Below are 20,182 nucleotides of genomic sequence, written 5' to 3'. Positions count from 1 at the left end.
GCTCACCGATAGCGGGCCAGGGTCAGGCCATCGATGTCGATGGCCGGCGTACGGCCGGTCACCAGATCGGCCACCACCCGGCCGGAACCGAGCGACATCGCCCAGCCGGTCGAGCCATGGCCCAGATTCAGGAACAGTCGGCCTATCGGCGTAGGCCCCAGCAAGGGTGGGCCATCCGGGGTCATCGGGCGGCGTCCGACCCAGAAGCGCGCCGCACCAAGCTCGCCTGCGCGGGGAAACCAGTCCTGCATCACCTGGCGCAGCGTACGCAGGCAAGCCTGGCGCAGCTGCAGGCCCTCGTCGCCCAGTTCGGCGGTACCGGCCACGCGCACCACGCCATCCATGCGGGTCATGGCGGTCTTGAACGATTCGTCCATGACTGCCGCGCGCGGCGCGGCCTCGGTATCGAGAATGGGGATGGTGGCGGAATAGCCCTTGACCGGATACAGCGGCACCCGGATACCCAACGGAGCCAGCAGCGCATGACTGTCCACGCCGGCGGCCACCACCAGCGCCGCGCAGTCGATCTGCTCGCGCAAGCCGCCAGTGTGCAGTTGCAGCCCGCGTACCTGACCTGCTTCGACCGCTATGTCGCTGACCACCGTATCGAAGCGGAACTGCACGCCCATTTCTTCGCACAGGCGGCGCAACTGGCGCGCGAAGGCAGCGCAATCGCCAGCCTCGTCATCGGGCAGATAAAGCCCGGAGCGGACCTGCACGCGCGCATGGCGCAGACCGGGCTCGACGGCCAGGCATTGGGCTGCGGTCAGCTGCCGATGAGCAATGCCGGCCTCCTGCAACAAGGCCAGCGCGGGTGCGGCCATCTGCTCGTCGAAGCGACTGCGGAACAACTGCAGGTAGCCCTGGCTGCGACCGTAGTCGAAGGGATGCCGTCCCAGGAATTCATGCAGGCAGTCGCGGCTGTAATAGGCGATGCGCTGCATGCGCAGCTTGTTGCGGCGATAGCGCTCCAGCTCGCAGTTGCCCAGCCACTGGCCGATCCAGCGCCATTGGCGCAAGCTCATGCGGGGCCGGAACACCACTGGCGAAGTGGCCTTGAAGAGATACTTCAGGACCTTGGCCGGCATACCCGGGGCCGCCCACGGCGTCACATAACCGGGTGCGATCACGCCGGCATTGCCGGCGCTGGTCTGGCAGGCGACGTCGGGCTCGCGCTCGATGAGGATCACCTCGGCCCGCTGCAGGGCCAGCCAGTAGGCAGTGGCGGTGCCGATGATGCCACCTCCGATGATGACGACTTTCATGTGCGGTTCACCTGCAAAAGGATGGGAGAGAAGGATGAACCGATCAGGTCATCGACATGCAGAGCGCAGTCTAGGGTTTCGCGCTGACACAAAAAAGGGCGAGAACGTCGAAATACTGTTCTAAACTGACGCAATGACGCGTCGCCTCGTCTTTTTGCAGTGTCGGCGCCTTTTTCCTCTCTTTTCGCAAGGCATCAGGGAGCACTATCCATGATCAGACTGGACCAGCTGGACGACATCGACCGCCAGATCATTTCCGAACTGCAGATGAATGCACGCGCGCCAGTGGCCGACCTGGCCCGCAGGTTGGACCTGGCGCGCACCACCATCATCGCCCGCATGGAGCGACTGGAGAAGGCCGGCATCATCTCCGGCTATACCGTCAAGCTGGGACGCGACGTGCTTGACCCGAGCCTGCAGGCCTATGTCGGCATCACACTGCAGCCCAAGGCGGGGAAGGATGTGGTGCGGCGTTTCAATCGCATGCCCGAAGTCCACCAGCTGTGCGCGGTCAGCGGCGAGTTCGACTACGTGGCCTGGCTGCGCGTGAGCACTCCGGAACAGCTGGATCGCATCCTCGATGAGATCGGCGAGATGGATGGCGTCATCAAGACCACCACCTCGGTGGTACTGGCACGCAAGATCGATCGCGGCGATGCGCCCAGGACCTCCTGACGGTCCCGCAGAGCGGCCGCAGGACAGGCGCATGGAGCATATTGACGAAATTTCGATACATAATGCCGCGATTGACACTGCTTTCTGACTATTTGGCAATTTAATCCGTCTGCAAAGCTCCCTAGAATGAGGACTAACTTTTCGTGTCTTCATTCAGGAGTTTCATCATGCGCACGGTCCTATTGGGTTCCGGCCACATCGGCCAAACGATTGCACGTCTGCTCTCCGAGAGCGGCGACTACAACGTCACCATCGCCGACCGCGATGCCCAGGCCCTGAAGGCGGTCTCGGCACTCAACATCGAAAAGGCCGTCGTCGATTCTTCCGATGCCCAGGCACTGGAGCAGTTGCTGCGTCCGGCCGACATCGTCATCAATGCCCTGCCCTATCACATGGCAGTGAAGGTCGCCGGCGCTGCCCGCAATACCGGCACGCATTACTTCGACCTGACCGAGGACGTGCAGGCCACCCGCGCCATCGCGGCACTGGCCGCCGACGCAGCAGTGGCATTCATGCCGCAATGCGGACTGGCACCGGGCTTCATCGGCATTGCCGCACATCACCTGGCAGGCTCCTTCGACGAAGTACACGACGTCAAGATGCGCGTGGGCGCGCTGCCGCAATATCCCACCAACGAACTCAAATACAACCTGACCTGGAGTGTCGATGGCCTGGTCAACGAGTATTGCCATCCCTGCGAAGCCCTGCGTGACGGTGCCAAGGTCGCGGTCGATCCGCTGGCCGACATCGAGCATTTCTCGCTGGACGGCGTGGAATACGAGGCCTTCAACACGTCCGGCGGACTGGGTACCTTGTGCGAGACCCTGGCCGGACGCATCCGCAATCTCGACTACAAGTCGGTGCGCTATCCCGGTCACCAGCAGCGCATGAAGTTCCTGCTCAGCGACCTCGGTCTCAAGCATGACCAGGAACTGCTCAAGAACATCCTGCGCAAGGCCGTACCCACCACCATGCAGGACGTGGTACTGGTATTCGTTACCGTCAGCGGCATGCGTGGCGACAAGTTCGTGCAGGAAGTGTTCACCCGCAAGATCTTCGCCATCCACGAAGAAGGTCACTACGAAAGCGCCATCCAGAGCACCACCGCCGCCGGCGTCTGCACGGCCGTGGACCTGTTCCGCAACGGCAAGCTGCCGCAGCGCGGCTTCATCAGCCAGGAGGCGATCGGACTACCGGACTTCCTCGCCAATCGCTTCGGCCAGGTCTACGCCTGAGTCCGGGGACCGGGTGGTGGCCATGCCTGATTCCGATGCCATCCTGCCGCATGGCGCCCCGCCTGGTCTGCGCATGCATCACGCCAGTTGTCACTGTGGCGCGGTGCGTTTCCGTTTCCTCTCGCATATCGAGGAGGTGGTCCAATGCAATTGTTCCTACTGCCTGCGCAAGGCGGCACTGCACCACCGCGTCGATGCGCAGCGCTTCACCCTGGTGGAAGGCGCAGCAATGCTGACCCGATACCGCTTCGGTACGCTGCGCGCCACCCATTTCTTCTGCCGTCTGTGCGGCACGCCTACTCATTGTCATCCGCGCTCGGCGCCAGCCCAGATCAACGTCAACGTGCGCTGCGTGGACGACGCCTGCCTCTGGCTGGCCGCTCTACCGGTACGCCACCATGATGGCCGCGCGTGGTCGCTGGATGTGCCCTGAATGCACCTGTCGCCGCGATGTACCGGGACGCATGTTTGCAATGCAGCGTGCTGGGCCCTCCGTGACGCGAGATAATTATTTAGAAAATTTTCGAAACACGCTGCGGCGACAACGACCACAACGATAACGAAGAAGACATGGAGCCTCCCCTTCCGCTGCGATTCCATCACTTTGGTGCAGGCGCGACCGATGGCGGTGCAGCATCGCTGGCGTGGAGAGGACAAAGCAGCGAGGCAAAGGCATTCACAAGGTGTCCGGCATGCTTTCGGCAGTGCGGACGGTGGCATGAAAATCGCTAGATGTCCTGACGTTGTGCAGCGAAATTCTTCCCGGATTTTTTCATCGCAATGAAAGGCGGCAAGCATGCAACAGCGGCGTGGAACTGCACCGTGCAGCAGGCAACACGGACCGCAGGCATCGGCATGGCTTGACGTCGCACCACTGTACCCATCGACCACCACCCATCCCACCAGGAGACCCGCATGAGCATATCCCGCAGACACTTCATCCAATCGGCACTGGCCGGCAGCGCAGTACTGACGTTGCCCGAGGTCTTCGCTCAAGACATCGAATCGACCATGGCACGCATCAAGCGTACCGGCAAGCTGCGACTGGGCGCGATCAACGGCGCCACCCCCTATTTCAACAAGGATCTGGTAACACAGGAATGGAAAGGATTCTGTGCCGACTTCGGGCGCGACCTGGCCAAGCATCTGAAGGCCGAAGTGGAATGGGTCGAGACCACCTGGGGCAATGCGGTCCTGGATGTGCAGACCAACAAGATCGATGCACAACTGGCGATGGCACCCACCCCGCAACGTCGCGAGGTGGTCGATTTCAGCAACCCGCTGTACAACAACATCAACACTGTGGTCGCCCGCAAGGGATTGGAGTTCAAGACCTGGGAAGAACTCAACCGGCCGGAGATCAAGGTGGCGGTCGATGTCGGTTCTTCCCACGACCAGCTGGTCACCCGCATCCTGCCCAAGGCCACCATCCTGCGCTTCGAGACTTCAGCGGCGGCCACCATGGCGCTGCAATCGGGTCGTGCCGACTGCCAGGTGCTGGTGGTCTTGCTGTCGACCTCGCTGCTGGTGAAGCTGCCCAACATCGGCCACATCGTCTTCCCCACGCCGGACGAAACCGCGCCCACCAACGTTGGCATCCGCAAACAGGCCGATCAGGGCTTCGTGACCGCCGTCAATGGCTGGCTGGAAGAGGCACGCAAGGCCGGCCGCATTCGCGAGATCATCGTATCCAACATGGAAAGCCTGGCCAAGGTACCGGCGACCGCCTTCCCGCCGCAGCTCAAGTTCTGAGAGGCCGCCCATGTACAGCTGGGATTTCGGGATGCTGTGGCAGTACCGCAGCATCATCGTCTCGGGGGTGATCACCACGGTGCTGTTTACCATCGTGGTCGTCATCACCGGCATGGCCGTGGGCATCATCGTGGGACTGGGCCGGGTTTCGTCCAACCGCATCCTGTGCAGCGTGCTGCGCGGCTACGTGGAGCTGTTCCGCTGTACGCCGGTGCTGGTGCAACTGATCTGGTTCTACTACGCCTTGCCGGTACTCATGGGCATCGAACTGTCTCCCTGGATGGCGGCAGCGTTGGCACTGACGCTCTACGGCGGCGCGTTCTATTCGGAAATCGTACGGGGCGGGATCGTTTCCATCGACAGCGGACAGACCGAGGCCGGCCAGGCCATCGGCATGACCCGCTGGCAGGTCATGCGCCGCCTGGTGCTGCCGCAGGCGTTCCGGCGCATGACGCCGCCACTGGTCAGCCAATCCATCATGCAGTTGAAGAATACCTCGCTACTGTCGGTACTGGCGGTGCCGGACCTGGTCTATCAGGGGCAACTGATCGCGCATGATACCTATCGGCCACTGGAGATCTACACGCTGGTGGCGCTGCTCTATTTCATCATCCTGTTCCCCGCGACGGTACTGGCCAAGCGCCTGGAACTGCATCAGATCAAGACCTGAGAAAGCGTCCATGAGCAAACCCATCATGATTTCGGTACGCGGCCTGAAGAAGTCCTTTGGTCAGCAGGAAGTCCTCAAGGATATCAATCTGGAAATCGCCAGGGGTGAAGTGGTCGCCCTGATCGGGCCTTCCGGTTCAGGCAAATCGACGCTGCTGCGTTGCCTGAACCTGCTGGCCGCACCCAACCATGGCGTCATCAAGATCGGCAGCGAGTGCTTCGACTTCGACCAGACGGTACCGGCAAAGGTGAGCGACCGCGCCATGGCGCAGTTTCGTGCACAGACCGGCATGGTGTTCCAGCACTTCAACCTGTTCCCGCACATGACGGTGGTGCAGAACGTCATGGAAGGTCCGGTGACCGTGTTGCGGCGCCCCAGGGCGCATGCACGCGCGCAGGCCATGAAGCTGTTGGCGCAGGTCGGCCTGGCGGAGAAGGCCGAGATGTATCCCGAGAAGCTCTCCGGCGGGCAGAAGCAGCGCGTGGCCATCGCCCGAGCGCTGGCGATGGACCCGGAGGTGATGTTGTTCGACGAGGCGACCTCGGCGCTGGATCCGGAACTGGTCGGGGAAGTCCTCAACGTGATCAAGCAACTGGCCGAGCGTGGCATGACCATGATCCTGGTCACGCACGAGATCGCCTTCGCCCGGGAGGTCGCCGACAAGGTGATCTTCATGCGCGATGGCGTGGTGGTCGAGGCCGGCCCACCGGCCCAGGTCATCGATGCGCCGACCCAGGCGGCGACGCGCGCCTTCCTGTCGCGGGTGCACAAGATCGCGGCCTGAGACGAGCCGCCCTCAGCGCCTGCCCCCTGGCACTTTCCCGGTGGGCCGGCGGCTCACTTGCCGCCGGTGACGTCAAGAAAGGTCCCGGTGATGAACGATGCTTCTTCGCCGGCCAGCCACAGCACTGCGCGCGCCACCTCCTCAGGCTGGCCGCCCCGGCCCATCGGGATACTTTCCCTGACCCGGTTGACCCGATCCGGCTCGCCACCACTGGCATGCATCTCGGTATAGATGTGTCCCGGCCGGACGCAGTTCACGCGGATACCTTCACGTGCGACTTCTTTGGCGAAACCGGTGGTGAAGGTCTCCAGCGCGCCCTTGGAGGCAGCGTAGTCGACATATTCATTGGGGCTGCCGAGCCGGGCGGAGGCCGAGGAAATATTGACCACCGCGCCGCCGCGTCCCTGGTAGCGATAGGCCATGCGCCGCAGCGCCTGCTGGGCGCACAGCATGGGACCGATGGCGTTGACCGCGAAGACACGCTGCATGCGCGCGTAGCCCAGGTCTTCCAGCCGTGACTGGCGCTCCAGCATCGCGGCATTGTTGACCAGCACATCGATGCGTCCGAAGCTGTCATCGATGGCAGCGAAGAGCCTGGCCACCTGCTCCGGATCGGCGCTGTCGGCCTGCACCGCCAGGGCGCGCTGGCCCAGCCTGCGCACGTCGTCTGCGACGGATTGCGCCGCCTGTTCGTTGGCGAGGTAGCTCAGCGCGACATCGTAGCCACGTGCAGCCGCCAGCCGGGCCGTGGCGGCGCCCATGCCACGGCTGCCGCCGGTGATGAGAATCAGAGGAGATGAAGAAGGGACGGACATGGTCGTTCTCCGAAAAAGTAAAACGTGAAACCTGTCTGGCGGTGCCTGGAGCCCATGTCCGCTTCAGCCGATCAGGACCGTGCCGGCAGCGATGGCGGCGCACGCCAGCAGGCGCGCCAGGCCAAGGGATTCGCCCAGGAACAGGTAGCCGATGAGCGCCGCGAACAGCACGCTGGTCTCGCGCAGTGCCGAGACCGCACCCATCGGTGCCAGGTCCATGGCGTAGATGACGATGCCATAGGCCAGCAGCGAGACCAGTCCACCGGCAAAGGCGCGAGCGAATCCCGGCTGCAACATGAAGAGCACACGCGGTCCGCGTGGACGGCGCAGCGCGAGGTAGACCAGCGGCATGAGCAGCCCCCAGCCCGCTGACATCCACGCGGTATAGGCCAGCGGCGCCCCCGAAAGACGCACGCCGATGCCATCGACCACGCTGTAGGCAGCAATGAAACAACCGGTCGCCAGCGCATAAGGCAGGCCCGGCAGCGCCAGCCCGCCTCGGCGAAACGCCAGGGCCACGATGCCACCCGACACCAGTACGATACCCAGCAGAACCACCGCGCTCATCTGTTCACCTGCGAAGACGGCGGCACCCAGGGTCACCAGCACCGGCGAACATCCGCGTGCGATCGGGTAGGTCTGGCCCAGCTCACCGGCGCGATAGCTGCGCACCAGAAACAGGTTGTAGCCCACATGCAGCAACGCCGAGCCGGCTGCATAGGGCCAGCTGGCCGCTAGCGGCGAAGCCAGGAAGGGCATGGCAGCGAGGCTGGCCAGCGCCACTGCCATGCACATTACGGTCATCGACCAGAGGCGGTCGCCGCCGGCACGCAGCAAGGCGTTCCAGGCGGCATGCAGGAAGGCGGCGAAGAGGATGAGCAATACGATGGGCAGGGACATGCGCCATGGTAAGCACGACCGGGCGCGGACCCAAGCGAAGTCTCCTCATCCCGGCATGAGCAAGAGCTCATGCTACGCGGCCATCAAGGTCAATAGCCTTGTGCAGCCTGCCGGGATTGCGCCATCATCCATTCGCGGAAGCTGGCCACATGCGACTGCGCCTCCACGCCCTGGGGACAGACGAAGTAGTAGGCCAGGGGCGAAGGCAGGGCCAGGGTGAACAGCCTGACCAGACTGCCGCTGGCCAGCTCCTGTTCCACATGGCCGCTGCGGGCCAGTGCCACGCCCTGGCCCAGCAGGGCTGCTTCGATGGTCATGTTGGTATCGGCCAGGCGTACGTTCTCGCGCAGGGCCGGTGCCGTCACGCCGGCCTGCTGGAACCACAGGTCCCACTTCGGTACCATGTCGGCCCCGGCACGGGTGAGCAGGGGATAGCGCAGCAGGTCGGCCGGCTTGCGCGGCTTGCCCAGGCGCTGCAGCAAGCCCGGGCTGACCACCGGGAAGATCTGTTCGCGGAACAGGAACTCGGAGAACAGGCCCGGATAGGGTCCGGTACCAAAGCGGATGGCCACGTCCGGCTCGCCGGGCATGAAGCGGATGGCGGCGTCGGTAGTCTCCAGCGTGACCAGGATGTCGGGATGGGCCTGCGCCAGATCAGGAAGACGCGGCAGCAGCCACTTGAGCGCGAAGGAATAGGTGGTACTGACCTTGAGCCTGACGCGTCCATTCTGCTCACGCAGTTCGCCCAGGGTGGTTTCCAGCTTCATGAAGAACTCCCGCACCACCGGCGCCAGCGCCGCGCCGGCCGGGGTCAGCGTGAGCGACTTGCCACGCTGGAACAACTGCACACCCCACAGTTCTTCCAGATGCCGCAGCTGGTGGCTGACCGCGCTCTGGGTGACGTGCAATTCCTCGGAGGCGGCGGTGAAGGTGGCGTGCCGGGTCGCGACTTCGAAGGCGCGCAAGGTGGCGGTGGGGGGCAGGTCTCGCATGGGCCGGACTCTCGGAACGGGAGGTCGTCAGCATCGCCAACCTCGTATGAACGGATGCTCATGATAGCAAGCGCCTGCCCGGGCTGCGCAAGGCAAGCTGCGGCGAAGTATACGTAAAGTCTAATTTTAGATAATATGTATTGCATGACCTCACGCTCCCGCAAAAAGAAACCCGACCGTCCCGACCATGCCCTGCTGCTGTCGCAATTGCAGCAGGTGGCCCTTGGGCTGGGCGAGACCTTCGCGCCCTTCTGCGAAGTGGTGCTGCACGACCTGCGCGACGCGGACCACTCCATCGTGGCCTTGCACAACAACCTGTCCGGGCGCGAAGTGGGCGACGCCACCACCGAACTGGGCCTGGCGCGCATCGCCGACGAGCGCTATCCGCAAGTGCTGACCAACTACGCCAACACCCTGCCCGACGGTCGCCAGGCCAAGAGCACGTCGATCGGCATCAAGGACGCCGATGGCAAGTACGTGGCGGCGCTGTGCATGAACATCGACCTGACGCTGTTCGGCGCCTTGCAGGGCATGCTGCGCCAGTTCGGCGGCATCGATGGCGCGGTGCGCGTGGCCGAGACGCTGGAGCCGGCCGGTGCAGACGCCCTGCGCGGCCGCATCGACGATTTTGCGACGCGCCTGTCGACCACGCCGCGCAGCCTCAAGGCCGAGGACCGCCGCCAGTTGATGCGCGAGCTGCGCCAGAGCGGCTGCATGGATGTGCGCCGGGCGGCCGAGATCGTGGCAGCGCACCTGGGCGTCTCGCGTGCGACGGTCTACAACGACGAGAAGGACTGACCCGCCCCGCACCGACGTCGGCTCCTCCTTCTGATTGCACTATCGAATCCCTCCGACTCCTATCGACTCCACCCTGCCTTCCAAAGGAAAATCATGATCCCCGTTTCCAGCGCCACCGAATTGCCCAGCTTCGCCGATGTCCTGCTGGCCGCCGAACGCATCAAGCCCTGGGCGCACAGGACGCCGGTGCTGCGTTCGCGCACTGCGGACGCCGAGCTTGGCGCGCAACTGTTCTTCAAGTGCGAAAACTTCCAGCGCATGGGCGCCTTCAAGTTCCGTGGGGCGATGAATGCGCTGTCGCAGTTCGATGCAGACCAGGGTCGCCATGGGGTGATCACCTTCTCTTCCGGCAATCACGCGCAGGGGACGGCGCTGGCCGCGCAGTTGCTGGGCATCCCCGCAGTGATCGTGATGCCGCAGGATGCGCCGGCGGCCAAGGTCGCCGCCACCCGTGGCTATGGCGCCGAAGTGGTCACCTATGACCGCTACACCGAAGACCGCGAAGCCATCGGTGCGCGCCTGGCGGCCGAGCGCAAGATGACGCTGATCCCGCCCTACGATCATCCGCACGTGATGGCCGGCCAGGGCACGGCCACGCTGGAACTGCTGCAGGAGACCGGACCGCTGGATGCGCTGTTCGTCTGTGTAGGTGGCGGCGGCCTGCTGTCGGGTGCGGCACTGGCGGCCCGCGCGCTGGCGCCGGACTGCAAGATCTACGGCGTGGAACCGGAGGCCGGCAACGATGGCCAGCAATCGCTGCGCGCCGGTCATGTGGTCCATATCGAGACCCCCAAGACCATCGCCGATGGCGCGCAGACCCAGCACCTGGGCAAGTACACCTTCGAGGTGATCCGCCAGCTGGTGGACGACATCCACACCGTCAGCGACGCAGAACTGATTGCCGGCCTGCGCTTCTTCGCCGAACGCATGAAGATGGTAGTGGAGCCGACCGGCTGCCTGGGCTTTGCTGCCGCCCGCAAGTTAAAGGACCAGTTGCAGGGCAAGCGGGTGGGCGTGATCATCAGCGGCGGCAATGTGGACCTGGGCAAGCTTTCGGCTTACCTGGCCGGCTAATCGTTTACACCAATATCATCGTCGGCGGTTTTGGCTTACAGTCGCAGGCAGCCTTAGCCCGCACACCCCTCATCTACCTAACAAGGATTGGAACCACCATGCCCCATCTCGTTGTGGAATACACCGGCAATCTCACCCTCGACGTACAGCCCACCCTGCTCAAGCTCAACCAGGCACTGGTGGCCAGCGGACACTTTGACGAAAACGCCATCAAGGCGCGCGCCGTGCGTCTGGATGACTACCTCGTCGGCACCGCCGCCGATGCCAAGCGCGCCTTCGTGGCACTGCGCCTGTCCATCCTGACCGGCCGCACGCTGGAAGAAAAGAAGCAGGTCGCCGACCTGCTGGGCGCGGCCATCCAGAAGGACCAGAGCTGGCCAGCACAGACCCAGGTGCAGATCACGGTGGACGTGGTGGACATGCAGCGCGAGACCTACTTCAAGCTTGCCGTGCAGTAAGCGCGGCAGCAGCTCACGACATGCGAGGGTAGAAGTGCTCCCTTGCGCTGCGTGGGTGCAGGGATGCAGGAACGAAAAAGCCGTCCGGTGTCTGCCGGACGGCTTCTTTTTTGGTGCTGTCGATGAGGGTGCGCTGACCGGTATTGTTCTTCTGCAAGGTCAGCAGCAATGCCCTCAGGAAGCCAGCGCCGGCTCGCGTGCGACTTCGCGGAATTGCACCACATTGCCTTCCGGATCGAAGCCGTCGCAGGCACGGAAGTCCGGACCGCTCCATTCGGCATCGGCGGGCTTCATGCCACCGCCGAGCTGTTGCGTGCTCAACCTGGCCTGGGCCAGCGAGCGCACCGGCAGGAACAGCTTGACCGGCACGTTCTCACGCAACACCGGTGGCGCGCTGATTTCCAACGTGGCTGCTGCGGCGGGCGGAATGGCATGGATCACCAACAGGAAATCCTCGGCCTCGATCACTACCTTTTCTGCATGGGCATGCTTGGGAGCCACCGCCAGCACCTGCGCATAGAACGCGGCGAGGCGGGCTACATCTTTGGCGAACAGGACTGCGCCTGCTTTGGGCTGGGTCGACATCTCTGCTTTCAAAAACGTTGATCGGATCTAGGACCTGTTCACACCTGATATCCGATTGCGGATGTGAACAGGCACTACAAGGAACGGCAGAGTTTATTTACGACCGCGCAGCTTTGCAAGCATTAATCGTCACCTTGTGGCGACATGTTTTTGTCGCCTCATGGCGACGCCTGAATGTCGCCTTTTTTCGCTCTATTGCAGAGCAATATAAGAATCCGCTGACACGCGAAAGTGGCGCTGTCCGATGGGCATTTCCGAGGGTGCAATTTATTGTTACGCATCGCCGTGAAGACACTGGCAAAACGTCAATTGTCGGCATGATCAGCGAAGCTGTTCTTATGTGATCGGAATGGCATCGTTTCCGCTACAAGGAGGTATAAATTGTAAGCGGATGTTCCAAAGCGGTTTACTTCGGGACGTGATCTGCTACCTTGATGTCGCAGGGCAACATGATGTGCGGTGATGTACGGTTGATGAAGAAGAAAAATATTTCCGTCCGCGCACCAGACCACCAGAACATCCTGCACCGTCCTCCCCACTGCCTCACACGAAGCACCGACGGTGAACCAAATAAAACGAAACCCAACCCTCACGAGCAACGCGCCATGAACATTCGAGATTTGCACGCCCAGTACACTCCCGAACGCTCCCTCTTCCAGCGTACCCAAGGCCGCCAGCGCGGACTGACCAACACCCGCGTCGAACTGGCGCACACCGACAGCGATGCCGACGCCTGGCTGGAACCGGCACTCTCCGACTTCATCTCGCTGGCCTCCAGCGTGTGCGGTACTCCCATGGGCATGTTCAGCCAGCTGCATCCCGACATCGGCCTGCAGCAACCCTATCTGTCGGTGATCAACGGCCGTGGCGACAGCCGCAACCAGTGGTGGCACTTCCCCGGCCAGACCGGCGTGCTGCGCAATGCGGTGGACTTTTCCTTGTGTGACATGGCGGCCCGCACGCCGGGCGTGGTGACCGAGATCACCGATCTGCGTACCGTCGAACGTTTTGCTGTCAGTGCCCTGGCCAATGGCACCCCGCCGGTGCGCTTCTACGCCGCCGTGCCGCTGGTGTCGGGCAATGGCGACATCATGGGCACGCTGTGCGTGATGGATCGCGAACCACGCGGCCTGACCGCTACGCAACGTGATGCCTTCCTGAAGCTGGGCCGCCAGCTCGAAGCCCTGCTCGACAGCCATCGTGCCATGCAGAAGCTGGAGCAGCAGACCATGACCGATTCCCTGACCGGCATCGGCAATCGTCGCAGCTTCGATTCGCGCCTGCGCGAAGAATGGACCCGCCACCTGCGTAACGCGCGACCGCTGTCGATGCTGATGGTGGACGTGGATTATTTCAAGCAGTACAACGACACCTACGGTCACCCGGCAGGCGATGCCATGCTGCAGCAACTGGCAGGGGTGCTGCGTTCGCCACTGCGTGCCAGCGATTTCCTGGCCCGCTACGGCGGCGACGAGTTTGCGCTGATCCTGCCCGATACCGACGAGACCGGCGCTCAGCAGGTTGCCGATCGCATCAAGCAGGCAGTGGCACGGGTGAAGTGGCCGCATACCGATATCGAGATCAGCCTGGGCGCAGCCACTGTGACGCCCTCTGAAATGTGCGACTTCAGCGCACTGCTGCATGCGGCCGACCAGGCCATGTACCAACGCAAGCACGGCCGCAATCCGCGCAACGCCTGAAGTCTGCAGGAGCCGCTGCAAACGAATGACGCCGCTGCACAGACAGCGGCGTTTTCATGTCAGCGCCCTAGCACCTGACGCGCTACCCGACGGTGCTCATGTGCCCTCGCCGGGTGAGCGCATCAGATGCAGCGCCACCAGCATCGACAATCCCACCAGGACCGCTCCCGCCAGATATACACCCTGCACACCCACCTGGCTGGCCAATGCGCCGGCCAGGGGGCTGGTGACGCCCAGCGACAGATCAAGGAAGGCCACGTAGGCGCCCATGGCCAGGCCGCGGGTCTGGGGTGGTGCGCGACGCATCGCCTCCACGCCGAAGCCGGGGAAGGCCAGCGAATAGCCGAAGCCGGTCAACGCTGCACCGGCATAGGCCAGCGCGCTGGCATCGGCCTGCCAGATCAGCAACTGACCCAGGGCTTCGATCAGCACGCAGACCAGTGCCACCCTGGCGCCACCGATACGATCAGGCAGATGCGCAAACAGCAGGCGGGCGATGATGAAGGCCACGCCGAAGCTGGTAAAGGCCAGCGAAGAGTCGCCCCAGCCACGCGCGGCGAACAGCAGCGCGATGAACGCCGTGATGACGCCGAATCCGACACTGGACAGGGCCAGCCCCAGCTCATGGCGCCGGTGACCACCAGGCTCTCGCCCAGGGCCAGCACCACGCGGCCGGCGAGCAGGACCAGCACCGACAGCGCAGGTCGATCCAGCAGGGCCAGGGAAGCAAGATAGATCAGCGCCGAAACCGCAGCGGCCATGAAGCCCATGACCACCGCGCGCTTGGCCCCGTGCAGGTCGGCCTGGTTGCCGGCCCAGGCACGGGACAACAGGGCTGCCGCGAACTGTGCGCCGACCACCACGCCGACCATGGTGGCATTCATGCCCAGGGCATCCTTCAGATGCAGGGGCAGTACCGGCAACTGCAGGCCGATGGTGAGAAAGGCGATGAAGACCGCCAGCGTCAGCGGGGCGAGCCTGAGAAAGACGACGAAGGACGGCGCGCCGGTGCTGGCCAGCGGCGTCAGGGAAGCAGGCTTGTCAGCCGGTTTGATAGTCATGGTGTGTCCTTGGAGATAGACGAGATGAGGATGCCTGCCGGGCCTGCGCCGTTCCGATTGAAGGTCGCAGCCACCCGGGCTAGAATGCGACGAATCCGTCACATCCTGTCGATTCGCAGTATGCGATCATTTCGTCAGGTTTTCCATTCGCATTCCCTACGACCACTTCCTGCACCATGCCCAAGCCCCGCCGCCCCCAGATTTCCCTGCGCAAGACGCCGCAGCAGGCCCGCTCGACCGAGCTGGTCGCCGCCATTCTCGAAGCGGCTGTTCAGGTTTTGCTACGCGAAGGGGCGCAGCGGTTCACGACGGCGCGGGTGGCCGAGCGGGCCGGTGTGAGCGTGGGATCGGTGTACCAGTATTTCCCCAACAAGGCGGCCATCCTGTTCCGTCTGCAGGCCGACGAATGGCAGCAGACCACCGGGATGGTGCGCCAGTTGCTGCAGGACCAGCGCAAGCCGCCGGCCAGGCGGCTGCGGGAACTGGTGCATGCCTTCATCCGCAGCGAATTCGAGGAAGCCCAGGTCCGGCTGGCGCTGGCCGATGCGGCGCCGCTCTATCGCGATGCGGTGGAGTCCGAAGCCTTGATCCAGGAGTGGGATGCGATCATCGCCGCCTTCATGCGCGAGGCCCTGCCGGGCGTGCCGACACCGCGACGCAAGCGCGCTGGCGAACTGGTGATGACCACGCTCTCTTCGGTGGGTGAACATCTCTCGCGCAGCGCGCAACAGCCCAAGGCCGTCCGCGCCTATGGCGAAGCCATGGCCGACATGTTCTGTGCGTATCTGGAGAGCCTGCAGGTGCGCTGATCAGCCCTTGCGCTTGCGTGGCGCTGCGGTCGAGGCGCGCTCCACCAGTTGCGGCGTGGCGGTCACCCGCATCACCGGCGAAGGGCTGCGGCGCTCGATCAGCGCCAGCAGCAGATCGATGGACATGCGCGCCGCCTCCTCGGTCGGCACTGCCACCGTGGTCAAGGCCGGACGCGAGACCCGCGCCCACTGGATATCGGTGATGCCGGTGACGGAAATGTCACGCGGCACGTTCAGCCCGAGATCGGCGATGGCATTCATCGCGCCCAGTGCCGGCAAGTCATTGCTGGCAAAGATGGCGGTCACCTGTGGATGTTCCTTGAGCAATTCCATGGTGGCGCGATAGCCGGCCTCGACGGTGTCGTTGATGTAGCGCGTGCGCTGCAGCGGGTGCTTGTGACCGGCCTGCGCGCAGGCGCTGGCAAAGCCGCGATAGCGTTCGGCATGGATGCCGCTTTTCTTGCTGCCCACCAGCGCGGCGAAACACTGGTGACCCAGTCCCAGCAGATGACGTGCGGCGATCGCGCCGGCCTCGTGGAAGTCCACTGCGATGCAGGGCAGCTCCGGCGGCGCATCGGGCTTTTCCCACATGCACAGCACGACCGGTGCACCGCGCTGTTCGGTCTTGCGCAGCTCATCCATGGGCAGGTTGGCATTCATGATCAGCACGCCATCGGACAAGGTGCCGGCGATCTGGTCCAGATAGGCGCGGCCAATATCGGGATCGTCATTGGTGTTGCAGACGATCAGGAAGCGGCCATGGTCACGCGCGGCACGTTCGGCGGCCAGGGCGAACTCGGGATAGAAGGGGTTGGCGATGCTGGAGACCACCAGCGCCAGCGTCGGCGCCCGTCCCTCGGCCAGTGCGCGCGCTGTCAGGTGCGGCCGATAGCCGAGCTGGGCAACTGCGTCCAGCACACGCTGGCGGGTCTGCTCGCCGACCTTGCCGCGCTGGCGCAGGACGTTGGAGACGGTGGCCGAGGTAACACCGGCCAGACGGGCGACTTCGGATAAGGTGGTCATGGCTGCATGGAGTTGGAAGCCCTCGCATTCAATCCGCTTATGTCGGGCTTGTCAACGCAGTCCACCATCACGGCGCGTGCCGATAGCGCGGCAGCTGACAATTTCCTGTCGGCCTGCGGTTACAGGATTGTTGTTGCAGGGCCGATTCAAGATGGGTATGATCGACCGAAATTATTTGCCACCACCAAGGCGGCAACACGATCAGAACAACGACGTGGAGACAACCCCGATTGCACACAGGAAACTCAGGCGATCTTTTTTTTGGATAGTTTGATTAAGCGCTTAACCTTAGGCTCGACCTGACGTCCGCCCTGCCCTTGCGGCGTCCTGCCCTGCAATCCATTTCTGTAAGGAAGACGTGATGGCCAGCATCAGCTTGCGTGCAGCACAAAAAGCCTACGGCGATGCCCCGCCGGTGATCCGCAATGTGGACCTCGACATTGGCGAGCATGAATTCTGCGTCTTCCTCGGCCCTTCCGGCTGTGGCAAGTCGACCCTGCTGCGGGTGATCGCGGGGCTGGAAGACCTCTCCTCCGGTGATCTCTTCATCGGTGGGCGCCGTGTCAACGATGTGCCGTCGGCACAGCGCTCGGTGGCCATGGTGTTCCAGAGCTATGCGCTGTTCCCGCACATGACGGTGTTCGAGAACATGAGCTTCGGGCTGACCCTGGCCAAGCTGCCCAAGGTCGAGATCGAGCAGAAGGTGCGCGAGGCCGCACGCATCCTGCAGCTGGAAGAACTGCTGCAGCGCAAGCCCAAGGAATTGTCGGGGGGCCAGCGCCAGCGGGTGGCGATCGGACGTGCCATCGTGCGACGTCCGGGCGTGTTCCTGTTCGACGAACCGCTGTCCAATCTGGATGCCACGCTGCGCAGCCAGACCCGCATCGAGATCGCCCGTCTGCACCGCCAGTTCGAACAGGCCAGCGTGGTCTATGTCACGCACGATCAGGTCGAGGCGATGACCCTGGCAGATCGCATCGTGCTGCTGCATGCCGGAGCCGACACGCAACGCTTCGGCAGCATCGCCCAGGTCGGTACACCCATGGAGCTGTACCACCATCCGCGTAACCGCTTCGTGGCCGGCTTCATCGGTTCACCGCGCATGAACTTCCTGCCGGTGGAGGTGGTCGGCGTGCAGGACCAGGGCATCCTGGTGCGCCTGACCAGCAGCGACGAGACCGTGCTGGTGGGCGCGCAGGGCGTCGTACAGCCGGGCCAGATGCTGACGCTGGGCGTGCGTCCCGAACATATGGAGATCGGCCATGGCAGCCCTGCTGGCCAGCAGAGCCCGTACGGCATCACCCGCGAGGTGGTGTTGGTGGAACGCCTGGGCGAGCAGACCTACGTGCATCTGGATGAGCCAGCCGGCCAGCCGCTGGTGGCCAAGGCCCCGGGAGATGCCCGCATCAGCCGGGGCGAACGCCTGCGCGTCTCGGTGTCTCCCGACTGCACCTATCTCTTCGACCAGGACGGCGTGGCGCTGGCGCGCAGGCAGCCGGCTCCCGGTCTGGCTGCGGCGGCCTGAACCACGGGCTGTGGCCGCGACCACCGCCGCACCTCTCCTTCCACGCTTCACTACCGCTAAGGAATCACGACCATGTCGTTACGATTGGGAGTCTGTTACTACCCTGAACATTGGCCCGAGGCCATGTGGGAAAGCGATGCGCAACGCATGCAGGCGCTGGGCATCAAGCAGGTGCGCATCGGCGAATTCGCCTGGAGCCGCATCGAACCGTCGCCCGGTGACCTGCGCTGGGACTGGCTGGACCGCGCCATCGAGGTGCTGGCCGGGCATGGTCTGGAGGTGGTGATGTGCACCCCGACTGCGACGCCTCCCAAGTGGCTCATCGACCGCCATGACGATGTGCTGGCAGTCGATGCCCAGGGTCGCCAGCGCGCCTTCGGTTCGCGTCGTCACTATGATTTCTCGTCCGACTCCTATTACGAAGAATCACAACGCATCGTGCGCCTGCTGGGCGAGCGTTATGGCCAGCACCCGGCCGTGACCGCCTGGCAGCTGGACAACGAATACGGCTGCCACCAGACCGTGGTCAGCTATTCACCGTCGGCGCAGCGCCGCTTCCGCCAGTGGCTGCGCCAGCGCTACGGCAGCATCGACGCGCTCAACAGCGCCTGGGGTACGGTGTTCTGGAGCATGGAATATCGCAGCTTCGATGAGATCGATGCGCCCATCGGCACGGTGACCGAAGCCCATCCTTCGCATCGCCTGGACTACCGCCGCTTCGCCTCCGACGAGGTGGTGCGCTACAACCGCATGCAGGTCGAGATTTTGCGTCCGCTCTCGCCGGGTCGCTTGATGGTGCACAACTTCATGCAGATGTTCCTGGAGTTCGATCACTATCCGGTCGCGGCCGACCTGGACGTGGCCACCTGGGATAGCTATCCGCTGGGCGCGCTGGAGGTGATGTGGTTCGACCAGGACACCAAGGCGCGCTGGCTGCGCACCGGCCATCCGGATTTCGCCAGCTTCAACCATGACCTCTATCGCGGCATGTCGGCCCAGCCCTTCTGGGTGATGGAGCAGCAGCCGGGGCCGGTGAACTGGGCACATTGGAACCCGCATCCGCTGCCGGGCATGGTGCGCCTGTGGAGCTGGGAAGCCTTCGCCCACGGCGCCGGCTGCGTGTCCTACTTCCGCTGGCGCCAGTGCCCGTTTGCACAGGAACAGATGCACGCCGGCCTGAACCGTCCCGACAATCGCCTCGACGTCGGCGGATCGGAAGCCGAGCGCGTGGCCCAGGAAATCCTCGCGGTCGAAGCCACCCATGGCACGCTGGCACAGCCACGCGGCAAGGTGGCGCTGTTGTTCGACTACGATGCCAAGTGGCTCTTCGAGATCCATTTCCAGGGCATCGACTTCGAATACGCCCACTTCGCCTTCGACTATTACTCCACCCTGCGCGCACTGGGCCTGGATGTGGACATCGTGCCACTGCACGCGGACCTGCAAGGCTATGCCATGATCGTGGTGCCGCCGCTGCCCATCGTGCCGGACGACCTGCCGGGGCGCATTGCAAAAAGCGGCGCACAGGCGGTGTTCGGACCGCGCAGCGGTTCCAAGACGGGCTCGCTGCAGATCCCCCACACGCTGCCGCCGGGACCGCTGCAAGAGTTGCTGCCGATGCGCGTCTGGCGCGTGGAATCGATGCGTCCCAACGTCAGCGAACCGGTGCAATGGGGGAGCGAACAAGGACAGGGCCGCTACTGGCGCGACCTGATCGAAGCCGATGGCGATGGTCTGCAAACCATCGCCCGCTTCGGGGATGGCCATCCCGCCATCGTGCGCAAGGAACGGGCCCATTATCTGGCCGGCATCTTCGATAGCGGGTTGACCACGCGCTATTTCGAAGAGGTCGCGCGCGCCGCCGGGTTGACCCCTCAGCGTCTGCCGGAAGGCCTGCGCCTGCAGCAGCGCGGCGGCCTGCAATTCGCCTTCAACTACAGCGATGCGCCGATACCGCTGCCGCAGACCGATACCGCACAGTTCCTGGTGGGACAGGCCCGCCTGGAACCGCAGGGCGTGGCGATCTATCGCAGCAGCAAACCCGATTAGGCAGGACGCCGG

The 20,182-nt window shown here is 63.9% G+C and carries 20 protein-coding genes and 1 pseudogene; 14 read left to right on the top strand and 7 right to left on the bottom strand.

All coding sequences use genetic code 11. The features are described 5' to 3' along the window. Window positions 1-2: 2 nt before the first annotated feature. Entirely contained in the window at window positions 3-1,265 is a 1,263-nt protein-coding gene (locus HBH1_RS13990; RefSeq protein WP_102663253.1) for a D-amino acid dehydrogenase, read from the bottom strand. Between the two features lie 210 nt (window positions 1,266-1,475). Here HBH1_RS13990 and HBH1_RS13985 point away from each other — a divergent pair, with 210 nt between their 5' ends. From HBH1_RS13985 to HBH1_RS13960, 6 genes are all read left to right on the top strand, one after another. Next, the gene (locus tag HBH1_RS13985) at window positions 1,476-1,940 is read left to right on the top strand and encodes an Lrp/AsnC family transcriptional regulator (protein WP_102663252.1); all 465 of its coding nucleotides are present in this window, start codon (window positions 1,476-1,478) and stop codon (window positions 1,938-1,940) included. A gap of 167 nt (window positions 1,941-2,107) precedes the next feature. Continuing rightward, window positions 2,108-3,175 carry a saccharopine dehydrogenase family protein gene (locus HBH1_RS13980; RefSeq protein ID WP_102663251.1) on the top strand — a complete coding sequence of 356 codons (1,068 nt, stop codon included), beginning with the start codon at window positions 2,108-2,110 and terminating at the stop codon, window positions 3,173-3,175. Between the two features lie 22 nt (window positions 3,176-3,197). After that, entirely contained in the window at window positions 3,198-3,608 is a 411-nt protein-coding gene (locus HBH1_RS13975) for a GFA family protein (RefSeq protein WP_233207614.1), read from the top strand. A 482-nt stretch (window positions 3,609-4,090) separates the two neighbouring features. Further along, on the top strand, window positions 4,091-4,927 hold the full coding sequence (locus HBH1_RS13970; RefSeq protein ID WP_102663250.1) for a transporter substrate-binding domain-containing protein: 837 nt from the start codon (window positions 4,091-4,093) through the stop codon (window positions 4,925-4,927). Window positions 4,928-4,937: 10 nt separating this feature from the next. Beyond that, window positions 4,938-5,597 carry an amino acid ABC transporter permease gene (locus tag HBH1_RS13965; protein WP_102663249.1) on the top strand — a complete coding sequence of 220 codons (660 nt, stop codon included), beginning with the start codon at window positions 4,938-4,940 and terminating at the stop codon, window positions 5,595-5,597. Window positions 5,598-5,607: 10 nt separating this feature from the next. Continuing rightward, window positions 5,608-6,381 carry an amino acid ABC transporter ATP-binding protein gene (locus HBH1_RS13960; protein ID WP_102663248.1) on the top strand — a complete coding sequence of 258 codons (774 nt, stop codon included), beginning with the start codon at window positions 5,608-5,610 and terminating at the stop codon, window positions 6,379-6,381. 53 nt (window positions 6,382-6,434) lie between these two features. Here the strand turns inward: HBH1_RS13960 and HBH1_RS13955 are convergent, their stop codons facing one another. From HBH1_RS13955 to gcvA, 3 genes are all read right to left on the bottom strand, one after another. Beyond that, window positions 6,435-7,196, bottom strand: coding sequence for a glucose 1-dehydrogenase (locus HBH1_RS13955; RefSeq protein WP_102663247.1), 762 nt, complete (start codon window positions 7,194-7,196; stop codon window positions 6,435-6,437). Window positions 7,197-7,259: 63 nt separating this feature from the next. Continuing rightward, window positions 7,260-8,096 (bottom strand): DMT family transporter, encoded by an 837-nt coding sequence (locus HBH1_RS13950; RefSeq protein WP_102663246.1) that lies wholly within the window; start codon window positions 8,094-8,096, stop codon window positions 7,260-7,262. Between the two features lie 89 nt (window positions 8,097-8,185). Further along, window positions 8,186-9,088 carry a transcriptional regulator GcvA gene (gcvA, locus tag HBH1_RS13945; RefSeq protein ID WP_102663245.1) on the bottom strand — a complete coding sequence of 301 codons (903 nt, stop codon included), beginning with the start codon at window positions 9,086-9,088 and terminating at the stop codon, window positions 8,186-8,188. 135 nt (window positions 9,089-9,223) lie between these two features. On the opposite strand from gcvA, the gene HBH1_RS13940 reads away from it, so the two are divergent. From HBH1_RS13940 to HBH1_RS13930, 3 genes are all read left to right on the top strand, one after another. Continuing rightward, on the top strand, window positions 9,224-9,886 hold the full coding sequence (locus HBH1_RS13940; RefSeq protein WP_102663244.1) for a helix-turn-helix transcriptional regulator: 663 nt from the start codon (window positions 9,224-9,226) through the stop codon (window positions 9,884-9,886). Between the two features lie 93 nt (window positions 9,887-9,979). Continuing rightward, entirely contained in the window at window positions 9,980-10,960 is a 981-nt protein-coding gene (locus HBH1_RS13935) for a threo-3-hydroxy-L-aspartate ammonia-lyase (protein ID WP_102663243.1), read from the top strand. A gap of 98 nt (window positions 10,961-11,058) precedes the next feature. Then, the gene (locus tag HBH1_RS13930) at window positions 11,059-11,418 is read left to right on the top strand and encodes a 5-carboxymethyl-2-hydroxymuconate Delta-isomerase (protein WP_077235840.1); all 360 of its coding nucleotides are present in this window, start codon (window positions 11,059-11,061) and stop codon (window positions 11,416-11,418) included. Between the two features lie 174 nt (window positions 11,419-11,592). Here the strand turns inward: HBH1_RS13930 and HBH1_RS13925 are convergent, their stop codons facing one another. Then, complete coding sequence (locus HBH1_RS13925; RefSeq protein WP_102663242.1) at window positions 11,593-12,003, bottom strand: VOC family protein; 411 nt, start codon at window positions 12,001-12,003, stop codon at window positions 11,593-11,595. 605 nt (window positions 12,004-12,608) lie between these two features. On the opposite strand from HBH1_RS13925, the gene HBH1_RS13920 reads away from it, so the two are divergent. Next, on the top strand, window positions 12,609-13,703 hold the full coding sequence (locus tag HBH1_RS13920) for a GGDEF domain-containing protein (RefSeq protein ID WP_233207613.1): 1,095 nt from the start codon (window positions 12,609-12,611) through the stop codon (window positions 13,701-13,703). A gap of 96 nt (window positions 13,704-13,799) precedes the next feature. Here HBH1_RS13920 and HBH1_RS13915 read toward each other — a convergent pair. Next, window positions 13,800-14,764, bottom strand: a pseudogene (locus HBH1_RS13915) (MFS transporter). A gap of 176 nt (window positions 14,765-14,940) precedes the next feature. Here HBH1_RS13915 and HBH1_RS13910 point away from each other — a divergent pair. Further along, on the top strand, window positions 14,941-15,573 hold the full coding sequence (locus HBH1_RS13910) for a TetR/AcrR family transcriptional regulator (RefSeq protein WP_102663240.1): 633 nt from the start codon (window positions 14,941-14,943) through the stop codon (window positions 15,571-15,573). Here the strand turns inward: HBH1_RS13910 and HBH1_RS13905 are convergent, their stop codons facing one another. After that, window positions 15,574-16,596: a LacI family DNA-binding transcriptional regulator gene (locus tag HBH1_RS13905; protein ID WP_102663239.1), complete on the bottom strand. Its 1,023-nt coding sequence runs from the start codon at window positions 16,594-16,596 to the stop codon at window positions 15,574-15,576. A gap of 6 nt (window positions 16,597-16,602) precedes the next feature. Between HBH1_RS13905 and HBH1_RS24930 the strand changes: the two genes are divergently transcribed. From HBH1_RS24930 to HBH1_RS13895, 3 genes are all read left to right on the top strand, one after another. After that, window positions 16,603-16,899, top strand: a complete 297-nt coding sequence (locus tag HBH1_RS24930) for a hypothetical protein (RefSeq protein ID WP_146012858.1) — start codon at window positions 16,603-16,605, stop codon at window positions 16,897-16,899. A 58-nt stretch (window positions 16,900-16,957) separates the two neighbouring features. Further along, on the top strand, window positions 16,958-18,121 hold the full coding sequence (locus HBH1_RS13900) for an ABC transporter ATP-binding protein (RefSeq protein ID WP_102663238.1): 1,164 nt from the start codon (window positions 16,958-16,960) through the stop codon (window positions 18,119-18,121). 72 nt (window positions 18,122-18,193) lie between these two features. After that, on the top strand, window positions 18,194-20,170 hold the full coding sequence (locus tag HBH1_RS13895; protein ID WP_102663237.1) for a beta-galactosidase: 1,977 nt from the start codon (window positions 18,194-18,196) through the stop codon (window positions 20,168-20,170). Window positions 20,171-20,182: the final 12 nt, after the last annotated feature.

Origin of the sequence: Herbaspirillum sp. BH-1 (assembly GCF_002870055.1) — a bacterium.
GTDB classification, from domain to species: domain Bacteria; phylum Pseudomonadota; class Gammaproteobacteria; order Burkholderiales; family Burkholderiaceae_D; genus Herbaspirillum; species Herbaspirillum frisingense.
This window is presented reverse-complemented; position numbering and strand designations above follow the sequence as displayed.

What these genes read in the sequence shown, in the direction of transcription:
- HBH1_RS13975 (WP_233207614.1), top strand. Translation starts at nt 3,198, where the DNA reads ATGCCTGATTCCGATGCCATCCTGCCGCATGGCGCCCCGCCTGGTCTG.
- HBH1_RS13905 (WP_102663239.1), bottom strand. Translation starts at nt 16,596, where the DNA reads ATGACCACCTTATCCGAAGTCGCCCGTCTGGCCGGTGTTACCTCGGCC.
- HBH1_RS13980 (WP_102663251.1), top strand. Translation starts at nt 2,108, where the DNA reads ATGCGCACGGTCCTATTGGGTTCCGGCCACATCGGCCAAACGATTGCA.
- HBH1_RS13960 (WP_102663248.1), top strand. Translation starts at nt 5,608, where the DNA reads ATGAGCAAACCCATCATGATTTCGGTACGCGGCCTGAAGAAGTCCTTT.
- HBH1_RS13920 (WP_233207613.1), top strand. Translation starts at nt 12,609, where the DNA reads ATGAACATTCGAGATTTGCACGCCCAGTACACTCCCGAACGCTCCCTC.
- HBH1_RS13955 (WP_102663247.1), bottom strand. Translation starts at nt 7,196, where the DNA reads ATGTCCGTCCCTTCTTCATCTCCTCTGATTCTCATCACCGGCGGCAGC.
- gcvA (WP_102663245.1), bottom strand. Translation starts at nt 9,088, where the DNA reads ATGCGAGACCTGCCCCCCACCGCCACCTTGCGCGCCTTCGAAGTCGCG.
- HBH1_RS13970 (WP_102663250.1), top strand. Translation starts at nt 4,091, where the DNA reads ATGAGCATATCCCGCAGACACTTCATCCAATCGGCACTGGCCGGCAGC.
- HBH1_RS13990 (WP_102663253.1), bottom strand. Translation starts at nt 1,265, where the DNA reads ATGAAAGTCGTCATCATCGGAGGTGGCATCATCGGCACCGCCACTGCC.
- HBH1_RS13895 (WP_102663237.1), top strand. Translation starts at nt 18,194, where the DNA reads ATGTCGTTACGATTGGGAGTCTGTTACTACCCTGAACATTGGCCCGAG.
- HBH1_RS13965 (WP_102663249.1), top strand. Translation starts at nt 4,938, where the DNA reads ATGTACAGCTGGGATTTCGGGATGCTGTGGCAGTACCGCAGCATCATC.
- HBH1_RS13950 (WP_102663246.1), bottom strand. Translation starts at nt 8,096, where the DNA reads ATGTCCCTGCCCATCGTATTGCTCATCCTCTTCGCCGCCTTCCTGCAT.
- HBH1_RS13930 (WP_077235840.1), top strand. Translation starts at nt 11,059, where the DNA reads ATGCCCCATCTCGTTGTGGAATACACCGGCAATCTCACCCTCGACGTA.
- HBH1_RS13910 (WP_102663240.1), top strand. Translation starts at nt 14,941, where the DNA reads ATGCCCAAGCCCCGCCGCCCCCAGATTTCCCTGCGCAAGACGCCGCAG.
- HBH1_RS13940 (WP_102663244.1), top strand. Translation starts at nt 9,224, where the DNA reads ATGTATTGCATGACCTCACGCTCCCGCAAAAAGAAACCCGACCGTCCC.
- HBH1_RS13985 (WP_102663252.1), top strand. Translation starts at nt 1,476, where the DNA reads ATGATCAGACTGGACCAGCTGGACGACATCGACCGCCAGATCATTTCC.
- HBH1_RS13925 (WP_102663242.1), bottom strand. Translation starts at nt 12,003, where the DNA reads ATGTCGACCCAGCCCAAAGCAGGCGCAGTCCTGTTCGCCAAAGATGTA.
- HBH1_RS24930 (WP_146012858.1), top strand. Translation starts at nt 16,603, where the DNA reads ATGGAGTTGGAAGCCCTCGCATTCAATCCGCTTATGTCGGGCTTGTCA.
- HBH1_RS13900 (WP_102663238.1), top strand. Translation starts at nt 16,958, where the DNA reads ATGGCCAGCATCAGCTTGCGTGCAGCACAAAAAGCCTACGGCGATGCC.
- HBH1_RS13935 (WP_102663243.1), top strand. Translation starts at nt 9,980, where the DNA reads ATGATCCCCGTTTCCAGCGCCACCGAATTGCCCAGCTTCGCCGATGTC.